Here is a 16,252-nt window from a genome sequence, read left to right on the forward strand (position 1 = left end):
GAAAAAAATATGAAAACTAAAAATTGAAACTATGTTTGGAGATTTAATGGGAATGATGGGTAAGATAAAAGAAACCCAAAAGAAGGTTGAAGCAACCAAGGAACGATTGAACACCGTGATGATCGATGAGACATCATCGGACGGACTCCTTAAAGTGACCTTGACTGCAAATCGTGAAATAAAATCCATCTCAATAGATGATTCCCTCTTGGAAGATAAAGAGCAGTTGGAAGATTATTTGGTGCTCACACTAAATAAAGCCATTGAAAAAGCTACCAAAGTAAACGAAGCGGAATTGGCAGCCGTCGCAAAAGAGGGTATGCCGAATATTCCCGGTATGGATGCTTTTATGAAGTAATTTGTCAGACCGAGCACAGTCGAGGCCTTTTTGACTTCCCGACTGCGTTTGAAGTGACACATTTTTACCCTATATTTTTCAAAACGTTTAGGAAATGTTGGTGCATGGCATCGGTATAGTCCAAATGGGTAACGATGCGCAATTTACCCTGTCCCATTCCGATAATGGAGACTTGATTGTTGTTCAATTGATCCAAAAATGCTTCGGACGACATTTTAGCCTCATTTATTTCAAATATGATGATGTTGGTCTCGATGGGTTCCACTTTTTTGATGAAATCCAACGATTGGAGCACTTCACCTATTTCAGCGGCCTTTTTGTGATCTTCTGCCAATCGTCCTACATTGTTTTCCAGGGCATAAATGCCCGCCGCAGCCAAATACCCTGATTGACGCATTCCTCCACCAAACACTTTTCGAATACGCAAAGCTTTATCTATATCTGATTTGCTTCCCACCAAAACAGAGCCTACCGGACATCCCATGCCCTTGCTCAAACATACGCTGATGGTATCGAACAACTTGCCGTATGCCTTTGGAGCCTCACCTTTTTTTACCAAAGCATTCCAAAGTCGTGCGCCATCCAGGTGATATTTTAGATTGTGCTCATCGCAGACTCTTCTGATTTTTTTTAGTTCCTCAAAATCCCAACAGGCTCCACCTCCTTTGTTCGTTGTGTTTTCGATACAGACCAAAGTTGTTAACGGACTGTGGTAAAAATCGGGCGGGTTTATAGAGGCCTCCACCTGCTCGGCGGTCATCATCCCTCGGTCTCCATCTACCAATCTACAGGAAACTCCGCTATTGAAGCTCACTCCCCCACCTTCGTAATTGTAAACATGGGCGTATTTATCACATATCAGTTGATCCCCGGGTTGGGTGTGTATCTTTATTGCCGTTTGATTGGTCATGGTGCCGCTTGGAAAAAATAGGGCCGCTTCCATACCAAAGTACTCGGCAACTTTGGCTTCCAATTCATTTACCGTAGGATCGTTTTTGAATACATCGTCCCCTACTTTTGCATTCATCATGGCCTCCAACATCCCGGCTGAAGGTCTAGTGACCGTGTCACTTATCAAATTTATCTCCATATAATTATTTAGTCCATGCAATCCATTCCAATGGGTGAACCATCTGGAATTGTAGAAACTGGAATAAGTTTGAATTCCGATGGCTTTTCCATAAACGCATCAATTCTTTTCACCATTTCCGCAGAGATCGTGTTTTTACCATCTGTCAACAATTGGGTTTTTAAATTATTGAGCACCTCATTGGCGATAGCGTTCACTTGTGGATGCACGTCATTATGCGCGGCAAGGTTCATGATATGGTATAGCACCCTAAAATTGATGGTGTTCTGTACCTCTTCCTCATAATCATCACGATGAGAAAGGTCGAATGTACCATTTATGGTTTCGTCCAGAACCTCTTTAAGCCCCATTTGATTTTTATCCAAACTTTTTTGCTGAATCAAACGGGAGGCTCGCTCAGGATGAAGCAATAGTTCCAAGGTCATATCAGCAGCGGTTTCGGCAACGGAGAGCGCATCAAAACTTACGCCGGTCCTACCTTTGAAGGATTCCCTGGAGCGACCAAAACCAATGGCTCTTGGAGGAAAAAGGTCCAGCTTTTCCTTGGGAACTGAAATCACTTCGGCATCCAATGTCTTTAAAATGGATTCCATTGCCTTTTCTTGTACTGTTGCATTAACGGGCTTCACCGGTATTTGTCCGCCATCTTTTACAGCATAATTGTAGTCCAGTCCCCCGATAACTTTAGAGACTGCCTCGGTCTGATATCTATGGAAGAAATATATTGGTACAAAAACATCTTCCAAAACGGAATAGGCTTCACCTGTTCTTATATTGTCCACTGAAAAGTTCTTGATGGCCTTTTCACGGATCTCCAACATACTTTCCAATTCCTGGCTGGCACTTTTACCGTTGTCCCATAAATGTGCCAGTGCATGTGCTCCTCCCTTTGGGCGTGCATCACTATCTGATATGTAGCGAAGACCATCGTCTTGTGCTTTCTTTAAAATGGCATTCAATGCTTCTTGTTCGTTGGTTCCGCTTGGAAAATCCGAGTAGGCATAGGCCACAATAACCTTGTCCCACTCTCCTATTCCTGTATCGTAAGCATTTTTAAAACTGATTTCCCCACCTTCCAACACAAATTGTGGGTGCGGATAGTCCATAACCGAGGCCCTGTCATTGGTGCTGGCCGCAAAGTTGTGTGTAAACCCTAACGTATGTCCGATTTCGTGCGCGGAAAGTTGGCGTATTCTTGCCAAGGCCAGTTCTAACATGGGCTGATAGTTATCGTCCCTTTCTTCGAAAGGTTTGTTCATCAAGGCTTGTGCTATCATAAAATCTTGACGAATCCTCAAACTTCCCAAACTCACATGCCCTTTTAATATTTCTCCTGTCCGTGGGTCCACAACACTGGCCCCGTAACTCCATCCCCGGGTTGAGCGATGCACCCATTGCACCACGTTATATCTGATGTCCAGTGGGTCTGCATCATCGGGCAGAATTTTCATTTGAAAGGCATTTTTGTAACCTGCTGCTTCAAAAGCCTGGTTCCACCATTTGCCGCCGTCCATCAATGCAGAACGGATAGGTTCCGGGGTCCCATTGTCTAAATAATAGATGATTGGCTCTACTGCTTCGCTTACTTCGGCATTAGGGTCTTTCTTTTGCAAACGATGTCTTCTGATAAACCGCTTTACCAATGATTCCTGTACAGGGGTGGCATAGTCATAATAAGAGAATGGGTATCCGCCGCTTCGGGGATCGTACAATCTCTTTTCATAATTTTCATCAGGTAGTTCAATCAGCGAATGATGCTGAGCCACGGTAACCAGACTTGGCGTGGGGGTCACGGAACGAATCCAAGCTCCTTCCGGTTCTCCCTTAAAAGTTAAGGCGACATCAAACTCGACATTTTTAGGGAACGCCTTGGTACGATCAAAGGCCCAAGCGCTTTTGCCCTTATCCAAAGTATACGAGCCTTGCTTGGAGCGTTTCAGGCGATTGGAAACTCCGTGGGCGTCTCGCATTAAAAAATCGGTAATATCTATCAAATAACTGCCTTTGGACTCCTCAACTATCTCAAAACCTTCCAAAATGGATTTTGCAAAGGCTTGCTCCACCGATTTACGTTCCAATTCGTTATCGGTTATGGCCCGATACTCCAAATTGGGCTGAACCAATAACAGTTTTTTGCCCGCTTTGCGGAAGAACACCACTTGTTCGTTTCCCAACTGTCCACGATCCAGACCAATATCGTTGCTGCCTATACCACTGCTCAACGAATAGACGTATAAAAAATCCTTTTCCAGATTATCTACTTGCAGATAGATTTTATCAGTAGAATCATCATAGAAAAAATTGAAATATCCACTGAATTTTTGAAAATCCTTTGCCTTTTCGAACGTCTGTGCTCCCAAAGAAAGGCAAGCAAAGTAAAATAATGCGATCAGAGTAGTTGTGTTCTTCATAATTTGGTTGAAATATTGCTTAAAAATATGGAAATCATTTTTAAAAAACGTTACCCTAAATCTTTAACTGACCGTAAAATAGAAATTGATAAAATTGAGTACAGAATTTTACATATTTCCATTTTTGTATCCATTGTTTGCTGTTGAGATTTTAATTACAGTATTCCATATTCGGTAAGGTCATGTGAAGAAAGAAACTTATTTTTACCCCAAAATATATTAGATGGTAACTACAGATCAACAAAAAGATCTTATTGAGCGCCTTGGTGCGTTAAGGAGGTATCTTTGACATCGATGCTAAACTTATTGAAATAGAGAACGAGGAAGAAAAAACCCTTGCTCCGGGCTTTTGGGACAATCCACAAGAGGCCCAATTACAAATGCAGTCGATAAAATCCAAAAAGAAATGGGTAGAGGATTTTGAGGAAGCCAAAACATTGGTAGGCGACCTTGAGGTTCTTATGGAATTTCAGCAAGCGGGTGAGGTATCCGAAGACGAGGTTACCCAGCAGTTTGAAAAAGCCATCTCGGCCATTGAAAAATTGGAGTTCCGTAATATGCTCTCAGATGAGGGCGATGAACTTACCGCCGTTCTCCAAATAACAGCAGGTGCAGGAGGTACAGAAAGTTGTGATTGGGCATCCATGCTGATGCGCATGTATATGATGTGGGCCGAAAAGAACGGTTACAAGATCAAAGAGCTCAACTACCAAGATGGCGATGTGGCCGGTATTAAGACGGTAACCTTGGAGATTGAAGGAGAATATGCCTTTGGTTGGCTCAAGGGCGAGAATGGTGTACACCGTTTGGTGCGCATCTCCCCTTTCGACAGCAATGCAAAAAGGCATACTTCGTTTGCATCGGTTTATGTGTACCCTTTGGTTGATGATACCATTGAAATCGAAGTGAATCCTTCGGATATTGAGATTACAACAGCACGTTCCAGCGGTGCAGGAGGACAAAATGTGAACAAGGTGGAAACCAAGGTTCAATTGGTTCATAAACCTACGGGAATCCAAATATCATGTTCAGATTCCCGCTCACAGCACGACAACAGGGCCACGGCAATGAAAATGTTGAAATCCCAACTGTACGAAATCGAGCTTCGAAAAAAGCAAGAGGCCCGCGCCGAAATCGAATCATCCAAAATGAAGATTGAATGGGGTTCACAGATCCGAAACTATGTGATGCACCCATACAAATTGATAAAGGATGTACGGACAGGTGAGGAAACAGGAAATGTGGATGCCGTAATGGACGGTGACCTGGATGCATTTTTAAAAGCCTACCTAATGATGATGGGGCAAAAAGAAGAACAAGATTAAATAGCTATTCATGATCAAAATATATCATAACCCTAGATGCAGAAAATCTCGAGAGGGATTGGCCATTTTGGAAAAATCGGGAAAGGATTTCGAAGTTGTAAAATACTTGGACGATGTCCCCAGCAAGAAAGAAATAAAAACGCTGGTGAAATTTTTGGGCATTGCCCCGATTGATTTGGTCCGGAAGACCGAAGCCATCTGGAAAGAAAAATTCAAAGGTAGGACCTTAAGTGATGATGAGGTTATTACGGCACTCTCGGAGAACCCAAAATTGATTGAGCGACCCGTCGTTGTAAATGGTGAAAAAGCAGTCGTGGGGAGACCTCCAGAGAACATAATGGGTCTGCTATAATTCTGATAACCAATTATATTTAACACAGGTTGCACGGATAAATACAACCTAAATAGTATCTTTACCTCCATGAAAAGTAAACAAACACTCTTCCTAATAACCTTATTTATTGGCCTACTGGCCATGAACGATGTTGTTGCCCAATACGGCTATGGCTCTCCATACGGCTATGGCAGATATGGCAGAGGACGAAGTTATGTTCCCCAGGCGGGCCCTGTTGAAAGTCAAAAAGAGGAGACACCACCTACAGCCGAAGAACTTGTGGACGAACAAATGCCATCCATCACCGAGGCCATTGATTTAGATCCTTTTGAGCAGGCGGTCGTACGTACTTCATTGGTGACCTCTGTTCAACAACGAATAGAGCTTCAAATTCTTGGGTTGGAACCTCTAAAAATGAAAGAAGAGGTCGAAAAAATCAAAAGACGGCAAGATGCCGAGTTAAAGGCCGGTCTACCAGAGGATAAGTACGAAGCCTTTATGGAACTTCAAGAAAACCAGTTCAAGGCCAAGAAGAAAAAGAAAAAGAAGAAAAAGAACAAGGGTTAACAATTCTTTAAGGTCATTCGCAGGTTCAATTACGTTGTTGGGGGATTTATATTTCGCATCCACTTTTTTTACTTCAATTTTTGCAGCGTAAAAATCAAACTATGCAAAGGATATTTATCCCATTGCTACTAATCTTATTGACCACATTTCAAGGATTAGCCCAGCAAAACCAAAAACCCATTACAATTTCAGGAAAGGTAACCGATTCAGAATCAGGTCAACCTTTGGAATATGCGACCTTCGTGCTGCAAAAAACAGATAGTCCAGATCAAGTAACCGGAGGAATTACGGACCTCGATGGTAACTTTGAAATAGAGACTGCTCCAGGAACTTACAACATCAGGGTCGAATTTATCTCTTATAAAACGTATTCCAAACAAGGACAAACCTTTAATTCCGACACCAATCTGGGTTCAATTACCTTATCCCCGGATGTTGCCCAGTTAGCCGAAGTTGAAGTAGTAGGAGAAAAGACCACCGTGGAGGTTAGGCTGGACAAGAAAATCTATAATATCGGAAAAGATCTTACTACAAGTGGTGCAACCATTAGTGATGCCTTGAGCAATGTACCTTCCGTAAATGTTGATATTGATGGTGCCATCAGTCTTCGTGGAAACGAAAATGTTCGTATTCTAATCAATGGCAAACCCTCTGCATTGGCAGGTTTTGGTTCTACCGAAGCGCTTCAGCAGTTGCCAGCAGATGCCATAGAAAAAGTGGAGGTTATCACCAGTCCCTCCGCTAGGTATGATGCCGAAGGCACTGCTGGTATTTTAAATATTGTTCTAAAAAGAGAAAAAACACTCGGGTTCAATGGATCCGTCAATTTGTATGGAGGCCATCCGACCAATGGTGGCATCACGGCCAATGCGAACCTTAGGACCAACAAGTTTAATTTTTTCACTACAGTTGGTTACCGCTATAGAGAAGGGCCTGGCAACGGATTTTTTGATACCAGATATTTCGACCCAAGACAGGATGCATTTTTGGACAGTATCGCTTACGACAGAAATATAGAGGATAGGGATATCAGCAGGATCAATCGTGGAGTCAATGCAAATTTTGGCATGGAGTATTTCTTCAATGAACAATCCTCCATTACAGGTTCTTATTTCTACAGAACAGGGAGCGATGAAGATCTTACCACAAACATAAACGATTACTTTTTAAACAATGATCCACAGGTAGGTACCACAAGAAGCGAACTGGAAACAGAAAAAGACAATACCCACCAAGTTTCGCTTAATTACATCAATAGATTTGATAAGGATGGACATGTATTGACGGCAGATTTGCAATATTCTGTGGATGAAGAAGTACAAAATGGGTTTATAGCCGAACCTGTTCGTTATAACAATACAAACAATAACGATATAGCTATTCCAATGGAAGAGACCTCTACCCTAGAGGACCAAACAGAATACTTGGTACAGAGTGATTATGTGCTCCCATTTGGTGAAGATTCACAATTTGAAGCAGGATATCGTGGGACTTTTGAAAACGAGGTAACAGATTACCGACTACTACAAGAAAATGCAGGGGGAGTTCTTGAAGTCAACGTGAATCAAACCAATGTTTTTGATTTTACCCAGAATGTCCATGCACTATATTCCCAATATGGTTCAAAATTTGGGGACTTTAATTTTCTCTTGGGACTTAGAATGGAGAGTACCCAATTAAAGGGTAAAATTGAATCCGAACTTACCGAAGAGGAACTACAGGAAGAATTTTCGTTCCCAATAGATACAGATTTTGATAATAACTATACAGGTCTCTTTCCTACGGTAAACTTGATTTACGAATTCACCGAAAGAGAGAATGTTTCTTTGGGATACAATAGAAGAATCAATCGTCCATGGAGCTGGTTTTTGAATCCATTCCCATCAAGAAGCAGTAGAACCAATATTTTTCAGGGTAACCCTAACCTTCGACCAGCATTTTCAAATGCATTTGACCTTGGGTACTTAAAACGATGGGATAAACTGACCTTGACTTCATCTGTTTATTATCAAAGAGAGACCGATGCATTTCAGAGAGTTCAGGAACAGGTGTTTATTACCGGACCAGGTGGTTCGCAAGTTGAGGTAATCAGGAACATTCCTTTTAACTTGGCAACAAACGATAGAACAGGTGCAGAAGTGGGAATGTTATATAATCCTACAAAGTGGCTGCGACTAAATGGTAGTGTCAACTTCTTTAGATTCAGTCTTGATGGAGAATTCAATGGAGTCGATTATAGCCAATCCAACAATAGCTGGTTTGGTCGCTTTAGTTCCAAAGTTACATTGCCTTGGAAAATTGACTGGCAAACCAATGCATTCTACCGAGGTGCATCCGATGATATACAAGGGCGGTCTGATGGTATTTTATCAATTGACCTAGCGTTTAGTAAAGATCTCTTAAATGATAATGCCACTATTTCTTTGAACGTACAAGATCTTTTGAACTCAAGAAAACGAAGCTCTTTCACTACAACGGATTTTTTCGAGCAAGACAGTGACTTTCAATGGAGGCAGCGGCAGTTAAGGGTTTCGTTCATTTATCGTATCAACGAACAGAAAAAACGTGGACGACCCGAAAGGCAAGATGATTTTGAAGAAGGACAGTTTTAGAAAAAATAGTTTCCCCGAAACTCAAACCTAAAAGCAGCCGTTTGGCTGCTTTTTTTATACTCTTCTTATAAGGAAACATCCTTAAAACAATTGCAAAAAAAAAATAGTCTTCAAAAACAATGAAAACTATTTTAGGAAACAGCTTAAACAAAAAAAGAAGCCAAAAGGCTTCTTTTCATATACATTATTCTTCCACTTGGGCGCGCTTGGCCTCTTTTCTTTCTTTATACATTTCCCTTAGGTTGCCAATCAACCAGTAAGGTACTACAAAGGTCAACAAGAATATCATCAACCAAAAACCGATTGTCAAAATTGTTAGAAAAGCTAGAAAACCTAAATATTGGTCAAAATCAAACATCTTTATTCCTTTTGTTTTAACAAAGATACTTTCTTCTTATCAAAAAATGCAAATAGATGTACAAAAAAAGTGTATTTATCTAGATCAATTACCATATAAATCCCCTATATCCTACCTTTGTGCGACAAAATTTTAAACTATGAGTTTCAGGATTGAAAAAGACACCATGGGCGAGGTAAAAGTACCCGCCGATAAGTATTGGGGCGCCCAAACCGAACGTTCCCGAAACAACTTTAAAATTGGTGCACCGGCATCTATGCCCTTGGATGTGGTATACGGATTTGCATATTTAAAAAAGGCTGCTGCCTACACGAACCACGAACTTGGGGTGCTCAGCCAAGAAAAAAGAGATTTGATCGCACAGGTTTGCGATGAAATTCTCGAGGGCAAGCACGATGACCAATTTCCTTTGGTCATTTGGCAAACAGGCTCAGGAACCCAAAGCAACATGAACGTGAACGAAGTGATCGCCAACAGGGCTCACGAAATCGCGGGCAAAAAAATAGGGGAAGGCGAGAAAACCATCCAGCCCAACGACGATGTGAACAAGAGCCAATCCTCCAACGATACTTTCCCCACGGGAATGCACATTGCTGCCTATAAAAAGATTGTGGAGGTTACCATTCCCGGTGTTGAACAATTACGAGATACTTTGGAGAAAAAATCCAAAGAATTCAAGGATGTTGTGAAGATAGGTAGGACGCACCTTATGGATGCCACTCCCCTAACCTTGGGCCAAGAATTTTCCGGCTACGTTTCGCAATTGAACCATGGTTTAAAAGCATTGAAGAATACGTTGCCACACCTTAGCGAGCTTGCCTTGGGTGGAACGGCCGTAGGTACCGGCTTGAATACTCCAAAGGGTTACGATGTTCTTGTGGCCAAATATATTGCCGAGTTTACCGGGAAACCTTTTGTTACTGCAGAAAACAAGTTCGAGGCACTTGCCTCCCACGATGCCATTGTTGAAAGCCATGGAGCTTTGAAACAATTGGCGGTTTCTTTGAACAAGATTGCGAACGATATCCGTATGATGGCCTCCGGTCCACGTTCTGGTATCGGGGAGATTATAATCCCTGCCAACGAACCGGGAAGTTCCATAATGCCCGGCAAGGTAAACCCTACCCAGTGTGAGGCCATAACCATGGTATGTGCCCAAGTTATGGGGAATGATGTGACCATTAGCGTCGGTGGAACGCAAGGCCATTATGAACTAAACGTTTTTAAACCGGTTATGGCGGCCAATATTCTACAATCTGCCCAACTTATTGGGGATGCATGTGTTAGTTTTGATGAAAACTGTGCTGTTGGAATTGAGCCAAACCACGCTACCATAAAGACGTTGTTGAACAATTCGTTGATGCTGGTTACCGCTTTGAACACCAAAATTGGTTATTACAAGGCTGCAGAAATTGCCAATACAGCTCATAAAAATGGCACCACATTGAAAGAAGAGGCCATTAATCTTGGGTATGTTACCGCTGAAGAATATGATGAGTGGGTAAAACCTGAAGATATGGTGGGAAGCTTAAAATAAGTTTCTTTTCACTGAAGATATAAAAAATGCCCGTCCAAAAGTGGACGGGCATTTTTAGTTATGGTGATAGTGTGTGTTTATTATTTCAGCTCAAAGCTGGAAGTACCCAACAATTTCAATTTGTTATCGTAAACATTTACCATGTAGTTTCCGTCTTGGAAATCACCACTAGGCTTGTTTATATAATCACAAACATCCAAAGCATCGTTCTCGTAGTAGAAGTTGGTTCCTTTACTATAAGTTAGGGAATTACCTTCTTCGGTAGTTTTTGTCAAACCTTCACCCAACACATTACCTTGTGGCCCAAGAACTTCGATATAGAATTCTCTGTCACCAGCTTCGGCGATTACGTTATCGGCAATGGTAAAACAAACTTTGAATTTATCAGTGGCTCTAGCTCTGGAAGTAGATACCAATTTACCACTGTTTCTCTCCTTAATGGCATCAACGCTTATAGTACTAAGGTTAAGTGCAGATCCTTTTTCAACGGCGTCTGCCAATTGAGTGTTCTGGATGATCAAAGAATCGTTGAATACGGTTTGTTGTTCCAATTCAGCAAAAGTGCTGTCTCTTTGCATAGCCAACAAGCTGTTGGATTGCGTCAAGGAATCAACTTGTTTCAATAATTCTTCTCTTTCTGCTTTAAGTACGCTTACTTGTCTTCTATAACGGGAAAGTGTAGCGATATCAGCTTTCATGTTGCTTACAGAATCAATGTATTTTGCGATGTTGTCCCTAGCAGCAACCAACTCTTCGTTAGTGGCGTTGCTTTCCAAAATAGCTTTATCGTACTCGGACTTTAAATTGTTCAAATCCTCTACGACCAATTCTTTCTCTTGAGTAAGTGCATCTGTTGTAGCTTTTTTATCTTGATAAAGACTAACCGTGTAAATAATGGTTCCCAAAAGAACTACCCCTAACAGACCTGCTATTACTTTCAATCCGTTATTGTTATTTTTTATTTCAGTCATAACTTTTTGTTTTAATTGATTCTACGTTTAAGGTTTTTTAATCAATCGTGTTTGGTTTATATACGCACCAGATTTACATTTGGATTATTTGGATGAAAATAATCTTCACAAAAAATTACAATTCTGCCTATAATCCCTTATTTTTAGGAGGATAAAAAAGAATCCATTATGAAAAAAAATATATTTGTAACCATTGGTGCGCTAGCACTTTTTATGGTTTCCTGTAAGCAAAAAGAGCAAAAACAAGAAGAAACAGCGGATGTAGAAGAAACCGCAATCGAGGTTGAAGCACCTGCTGCTGCCAAAATAACCCCTATTGAACATGCTACCGCCGTAATCGAATGGGATGACAATACCATATATATAGATCCTGTTGGTGGGAAAGCTGCTTTTGAAGGCCAAAAATCACCTGATATCATTTTTATTACGGATATACATGGAGACCATTTTAATCCGGAAACTTTAAACGAATTGGATTTGGAAGGGGTCCAAATAATTGCTCCCGATGCCGTGGTTTTACAAATGGAAGAAAACCTTTCCTCCAAAACAACCACTATGAAAAATGGGGAAAGCAAAGAGATTGCCGGTTTTCAAGTAAAAGCCATACCCATGTACAACTTACGGGAAGAAGCTAAAGACTTTCATGTAAAAGGAAGAGGAAATGGCTATGTGTTCACCTTTGGTGATGAACGTATCTATTTCTCCGGAGATACTGAAGACATTCCTGAAATGCGTGCTTTGGAAAATATAGATAAAGCATTCATTTGTATGAACCTTCCGTATACCATGACAGTGGAAAGTGCAGCCGATGCCGTTTTGGAATTTAAACCTGCCCAAGTTTATCCATACCACTTTAGAGGCAGACCCGACGTAAGTGATGTGGACAAGTTCAAAACCTTGGTGAACAAGGGTGATTCTGACATTGAAGTTGTACAATTGGATTGGTATCCAACAGAAGATTACTAAAAAATGAAATAATATTGTAGTTTAGCCGTTAGAAAACAAACTTAGTAACCTAAATCAAATACTCGAATATGGCTCCCAAATCCCATGTTTTTGTAGTGTTGGCACTTCTTTTTGCCATACAAACTACCTACTCCAATCAATGTGATAATTTTTATGCTAAAGTTACCTATGCGCTGAGTCATGGCAAAAAAGCTATGGAAGCCACCAACTTTGAGCACCAAATGTACTACGCCGAAAGAGCCCTTACCGCTTTGGAAAGCGGGCAAAGTTTTATGGAAGAATGCAGTTGTAATAAGGCCAAGAACAAGACCTTGGATGCAATGGAAACCTTGGACAAGGCCATAGAGCCAGCTGACTGGGAAGCTGGAAGGTTCTTTACCAAAAAAGCTATCGGCGAAATCAACGAACTTATCACCATTATAGATGAGTGCACTCTTGGAACGTCCCCATCGGTCGTTTCTGAAGAAATTTACACTGATGACGGAACCTCCGTTGCAGAAAGTACTGAAACCGCTTCCGTACAGTCCATGGAATTGGAAATGATAAAAGTTTTTGAAAAACATGCAGGTGATAAACTCCATTCCGCGGAACAGGCCATTCAACAATTGGTGGAACTTTCAAATTCCATCGGTTCCACTTCTGGAAACAGTCAAGATGCCAATAGCTTGGCTGCCCACCAAAAAGCTTATTTGGAAAAAGCGAAAAGATTGTTGGAGGAAGGAATCAAAAATCTCGGTGGAGAAGAATAATTCCTCCCCTTTTATTAACGAATCAATTTTTTGTACTTGATACGCTTGGGCATGATATCCGTTCCCAAGCGTTTCTTTTTGTTCTCCTCATAATCCGAGAAAGAACCTTCAAAAAAGTATACTTGTGAATCACCTTCGAATGCCAAAATGTGTGTACAAATCCTATCCAAGAACCATCTGTCGTGAGATATGATCACGGCACAACCCGCAAAGTTCTCCAAACCTTCTTCCAACGCACGTAGCGTGTTTACGTCCAAATCGTTCGTGGGCTCATCCAATAGCAGCACGTTGCCCTCTTCCTTTAAGGTCATGGCCAAATGCAGACGGTTCCGCTCACCTCCGGAAAGCATGTTCACCTTTTTGTTCTGTTCGCTTCCCGAAAAGTTAAATCGACTCAAATAGGCACGGGAATTTACTTGCTTCCCTCCCATCATAATCAACTCTTGGCTATCGCTGAAGTTTTCCCAAATAGATTTCTCAGGGTCAATATTTGAGTGTGATTGATCCACATAGGCCAACTTGGCGGTATCCCCAACAATAAATTCTCCTTTGTCGGGTGTTTCCTCGCCCATGATCATTTTGAATATGGTAGTCTTACCGGCACCGTTCGGCCCAATTATACCGACTATACCAGCCTGAGGTAGATTAAAATTAAGTTCTTCGTACAACAATTTATCCCCAAAGGCCTTACTGACACCCTTTGCCTCGATTACATTGGTTCCCAATCGAGGTCCATTTGGGATATAAATCTCCAACTTCTCCTCTATTTGCTTTTGGTCTTGGCTCAAGAGTTTGTCATAATTTTTCAAACGCGCCTTTTGTTTGGCCTGTCTTCCCTTTGCACCTTGGCGAACCCAATCCAGCTCCCGCTCCAATGTTTTTTGACGTTTGGAGGCCTGCTTGCTCTCTTGTTCCAATCGTTTTGCCTTTTGATCCAACCAGCTAGAATAGTTCCCTTTCCAAGGAATTCCCTCGCCGCGATCTAGTTCCAAAATCCAACCGGCAACGTTATCCAAGAAATAACGGTCGTGTGTTACGGCAATTACTGTACCTTTATATTGGGCCAAATGGTGCTCCAACCAGTGCACGGATTCGGCATCCAAGTGGTTGGTAGGCTCATCCAACAATAAAACATCAGGTTCCTTCAACAATAGTCGGCACAGGGCCACCCTTCTTCGTTCCCCACCGGAGAGCACTCCTATTTTCTTATCGCTTTCAGGCGTACGGAGCGCATCCATCGCAATCTCCAATTTTGTATCCAGCTCCCAAGCATTGGATGCATCGATCTGATCTTGAAGCGCTGCTTGCTTGTCCATCAACTTTTGCATCTTGTCCGCATCTTCATATACTTCTGGAAGACCGAACATATCGTTGATTTTATTATACTCATCCAAAATGGCAACGGTTTCGGCAACACCCTCTTTCACTACTTCAAGAACGGTCTTGTTCTCATCCAGCTGTGGTTCCTGCTCCAAATAACCCACGGAATACCCAGGTGAAAAAACCACATCTCCCTGATAATTTTTATCGACCCCTGCAATAATTTTGAGCAAAGTGGATTTACCTGATCCGTTTAGACCCAAAATTCCAATTTTGGCTCCGTAGAAAAAGCTTAAATATATATTTTTAAGCACTGGGGTATTTGCCGTTTTATAGGTCTTGGTAACCCCAGACATTGAAAAAATGACTTTCTTATCGTCTGACATCTATTACTAAATTAAATTGTTAAGAAAAAGAGCCTACACCCTACCTTTTAGGGCATTGAACACCCAAGCTACGGCAAAAAAACCGATTCCGACAGCAGCAAAGCCCCAGCCCGCCACTTCATCATATTTAAAAGCTCCTAGTGCGATCATACCGACCCCCACAAAAATCATAATCCATGTGGCCCAAGCTAGCACCGTGTTTTTATTCATTCCCATTCTGTTAGTTTCTGAAGAATTTCAAATATCGTAAAAATAGGAATAATGTAAAGCCATTATCAAGGATTATGTTTCAAAAGGAAAGCTTACACCACACTTTTTTCGGACAGTGTCCAATAACTCTGACAAATCAAGGCTATTTTGATGTGACCATAGATCACTCTCAATTTTATTGCTTCTTAAACATTCATGAACCTCTAGGATTTCATAATAGTAACCAATACCTTTCAAGGGTAGGCTGAACTTTTTGGTTTCGTCTTCCTTCACCATCGTATATTCGTCCGCTTCGTGCCATCTCGATTTTAAAAATAATTGCCCTTTGTTGCCAGAAATCTCGGCTTCCATTCGCGAGCGGCTTGTAAAACCACTGTACAACATGGCCTGTGCCTTGGGATAATCAAAAATCATGCTGGTCTGGAGCTCCGTACCATTATTGTGAAATTTGGAAGTAGCCAGAATATTTTCGGGCATGCCCAATAATAGGTACGATAGAAAAATGGGGTAAATACCGATATCCAAAATTGTTCCTGAAGCCAAGTCTGGATTCAATAATCGGGAGTCCTCATCCCTGTCCAGCGCGTAGAATGCAAAATCCGCATAAAGATATTTTAGCGCCCCTATCTCACCTGTATCGACCAATTCTTTCACTTTTTTGATGGATGGATTGAACCTGGACCACATGGCCTCCATTAAAAATGCATTATGCTTCTTTGATGCATTTACCTGCTCTACCACTTCGTCCCTGTTGACCCCCATTGGTTTTTCGCACAAAACCCCTAGGCCATTTTCAAGTGCCTTAATGGATAAATCTCTATGAAAATTATGTGGTGTGGCAATGTAAACAACATCTACAGTTCCTGATCGGAACAATTCATCATAACTACCAAATGTGTGTTCCACATCATATTCTTCGGCAAATTCCTTGGCCCTTTCCATTGACCTTGATGCCACGGCCGTGACTTCCGCATCCTCTACCAACAAAAGGTCCGAAACAAATTTTCTAGCTATTTTTCCTGGGCCAACTATGCCCCATCTTATTTTGGTTTCCATAT

Annotated in this window: 14 protein-coding genes; 8 read left to right on the forward strand and 6 right to left on the reverse strand. The window is 41.5% G+C overall.

Features of this window, described 5'->3' with window-relative positions; translation table 11 throughout:
- Positions 1-31 precede the first annotated feature (31 nt).
- Entirely contained in the window at positions 32-358 is a 327-nt protein-coding gene (locus J0656_RS04205; protein WP_207031768.1) for a YbaB/EbfC family nucleoid-associated protein, read from the forward strand.
- 64 nt (positions 359-422) lie between these two features.
- Here the strand turns inward: J0656_RS04205 and J0656_RS04210 are convergent, their stop codons facing one another.
- Together J0656_RS04210 and J0656_RS04215 are read right to left on the reverse strand one after the other, a co-directional pair.
- Positions 423-1,448, reverse strand: a complete 1,026-nt coding sequence (locus J0656_RS04210) for a threonine aldolase family protein (RefSeq protein ID WP_207031769.1) — start codon at positions 1,446-1,448, stop codon at positions 423-425.
- 8 nt (positions 1,449-1,456) lie between these two features.
- Positions 1,457-3,859, reverse strand: a complete 2,403-nt coding sequence (locus J0656_RS04215) for a zinc-dependent metalloprotease (protein ID WP_207031770.1) — start codon at positions 3,857-3,859, stop codon at positions 1,457-1,459.
- A gap of 223 nt (positions 3,860-4,082) precedes the next feature.
- Here J0656_RS04215 and prfB point away from each other — a divergent pair.
- The 5 genes from prfB (at position 4,083) to fumC (ending at position 10,592) form a co-directional block, all read left to right on the forward strand.
- Positions 4,083-5,184, forward strand: a protein-coding gene (gene prfB / locus J0656_RS04220) for a peptide chain release factor 2 (RefSeq protein WP_207031772.1) whose coding sequence is annotated in 2 segments (ribosomal slippage) — positions 4,083-4,145 and positions 4,147-5,184 — 1,101 coding nt in all. Because the reading frame shifts where the segments join, the coding sequence is not laid out codon by codon here.
- Positions 5,185-5,194: 10 nt separating this feature from the next.
- Positions 5,195-5,536: an arsenate reductase (glutaredoxin) gene (gene arsC, locus J0656_RS04225; protein ID WP_207031773.1), complete on the forward strand. Its 342-nt coding sequence runs from the start codon at positions 5,195-5,197 to the stop codon at positions 5,534-5,536.
- Positions 5,537-5,605: 69 nt separating this feature from the next.
- Entirely contained in the window at positions 5,606-6,085 is a 480-nt protein-coding gene (locus J0656_RS04230) for a hypothetical protein (RefSeq protein WP_207031774.1), read from the forward strand.
- 101 nt (positions 6,086-6,186) lie between these two features.
- Entirely contained in the window at positions 6,187-8,697 is a 2,511-nt protein-coding gene (locus J0656_RS04235; RefSeq protein ID WP_207031776.1) for a TonB-dependent receptor, read from the forward strand.
- Positions 8,698-9,194: 497 nt separating this feature from the next.
- Complete coding sequence (gene fumC / locus J0656_RS04240; RefSeq protein WP_207031778.1) at positions 9,195-10,592, forward strand: class II fumarate hydratase; 1,398 nt, start codon at positions 9,195-9,197, stop codon at positions 10,590-10,592.
- An 80-nt stretch (positions 10,593-10,672) separates the two neighbouring features.
- On the opposite strand, the gene J0656_RS04245 is transcribed toward fumC, so the two are convergent.
- Positions 10,673-11,563: a DUF8428 domain-containing protein gene (locus J0656_RS04245; protein ID WP_207031779.1), complete on the reverse strand. Its 891-nt coding sequence runs from the start codon at positions 11,561-11,563 to the stop codon at positions 10,673-10,675.
- Positions 11,564-11,731: 168 nt separating this feature from the next.
- Here J0656_RS04245 and J0656_RS04250 point away from each other — a divergent pair, with 168 nt between their 5' ends.
- Both J0656_RS04250 and J0656_RS04255 read left to right on the forward strand, forming a co-directional pair.
- Positions 11,732-12,529, forward strand: coding sequence for an MBL fold metallo-hydrolase (locus tag J0656_RS04250; protein ID WP_207031781.1), 798 nt, complete (start codon positions 11,732-11,734; stop codon positions 12,527-12,529).
- A gap of 68 nt (positions 12,530-12,597) precedes the next feature.
- Positions 12,598-13,278, forward strand: coding sequence for a hypothetical protein (locus tag J0656_RS04255; RefSeq protein ID WP_207031782.1), 681 nt, complete (start codon positions 12,598-12,600; stop codon positions 13,276-13,278).
- Positions 13,279-13,292: 14 nt separating this feature from the next.
- Here J0656_RS04255 and ettA read toward each other — a convergent pair whose 3' ends face one another.
- The 3 genes from ettA to J0656_RS04270 form a co-directional block, all read right to left on the reverse strand.
- Positions 13,293-14,984 (reverse strand): energy-dependent translational throttle protein EttA, encoded by a 1,692-nt coding sequence (ettA, locus tag J0656_RS04260; RefSeq protein ID WP_207031783.1) that lies wholly within the window; start codon positions 14,982-14,984, stop codon positions 13,293-13,295.
- Between the two features lie 33 nt (positions 14,985-15,017).
- A complete protein-coding gene (locus tag J0656_RS04265; RefSeq protein ID WP_108244157.1) occupies positions 15,018-15,200 on the reverse strand; it encodes a CAL67264 family membrane protein in 183 nt (60 codons plus the stop codon).
- Positions 15,201-15,266: 66 nt separating this feature from the next.
- On the reverse strand, positions 15,267-16,250 hold the full coding sequence (locus J0656_RS04270) for a Gfo/Idh/MocA family protein (protein WP_207031784.1): 984 nt from the start codon (positions 16,248-16,250) through the stop codon (positions 15,267-15,269).
- Positions 16,251-16,252: the final 2 nt, after the last annotated feature.

It is taken from the genome of Flagellimonas aurea (assembly GCF_017313785.1).
Lineage (GTDB): Bacteria > Bacteroidota > Bacteroidia > Flavobacteriales > Flavobacteriaceae > Flagellimonas > Flagellimonas aurea.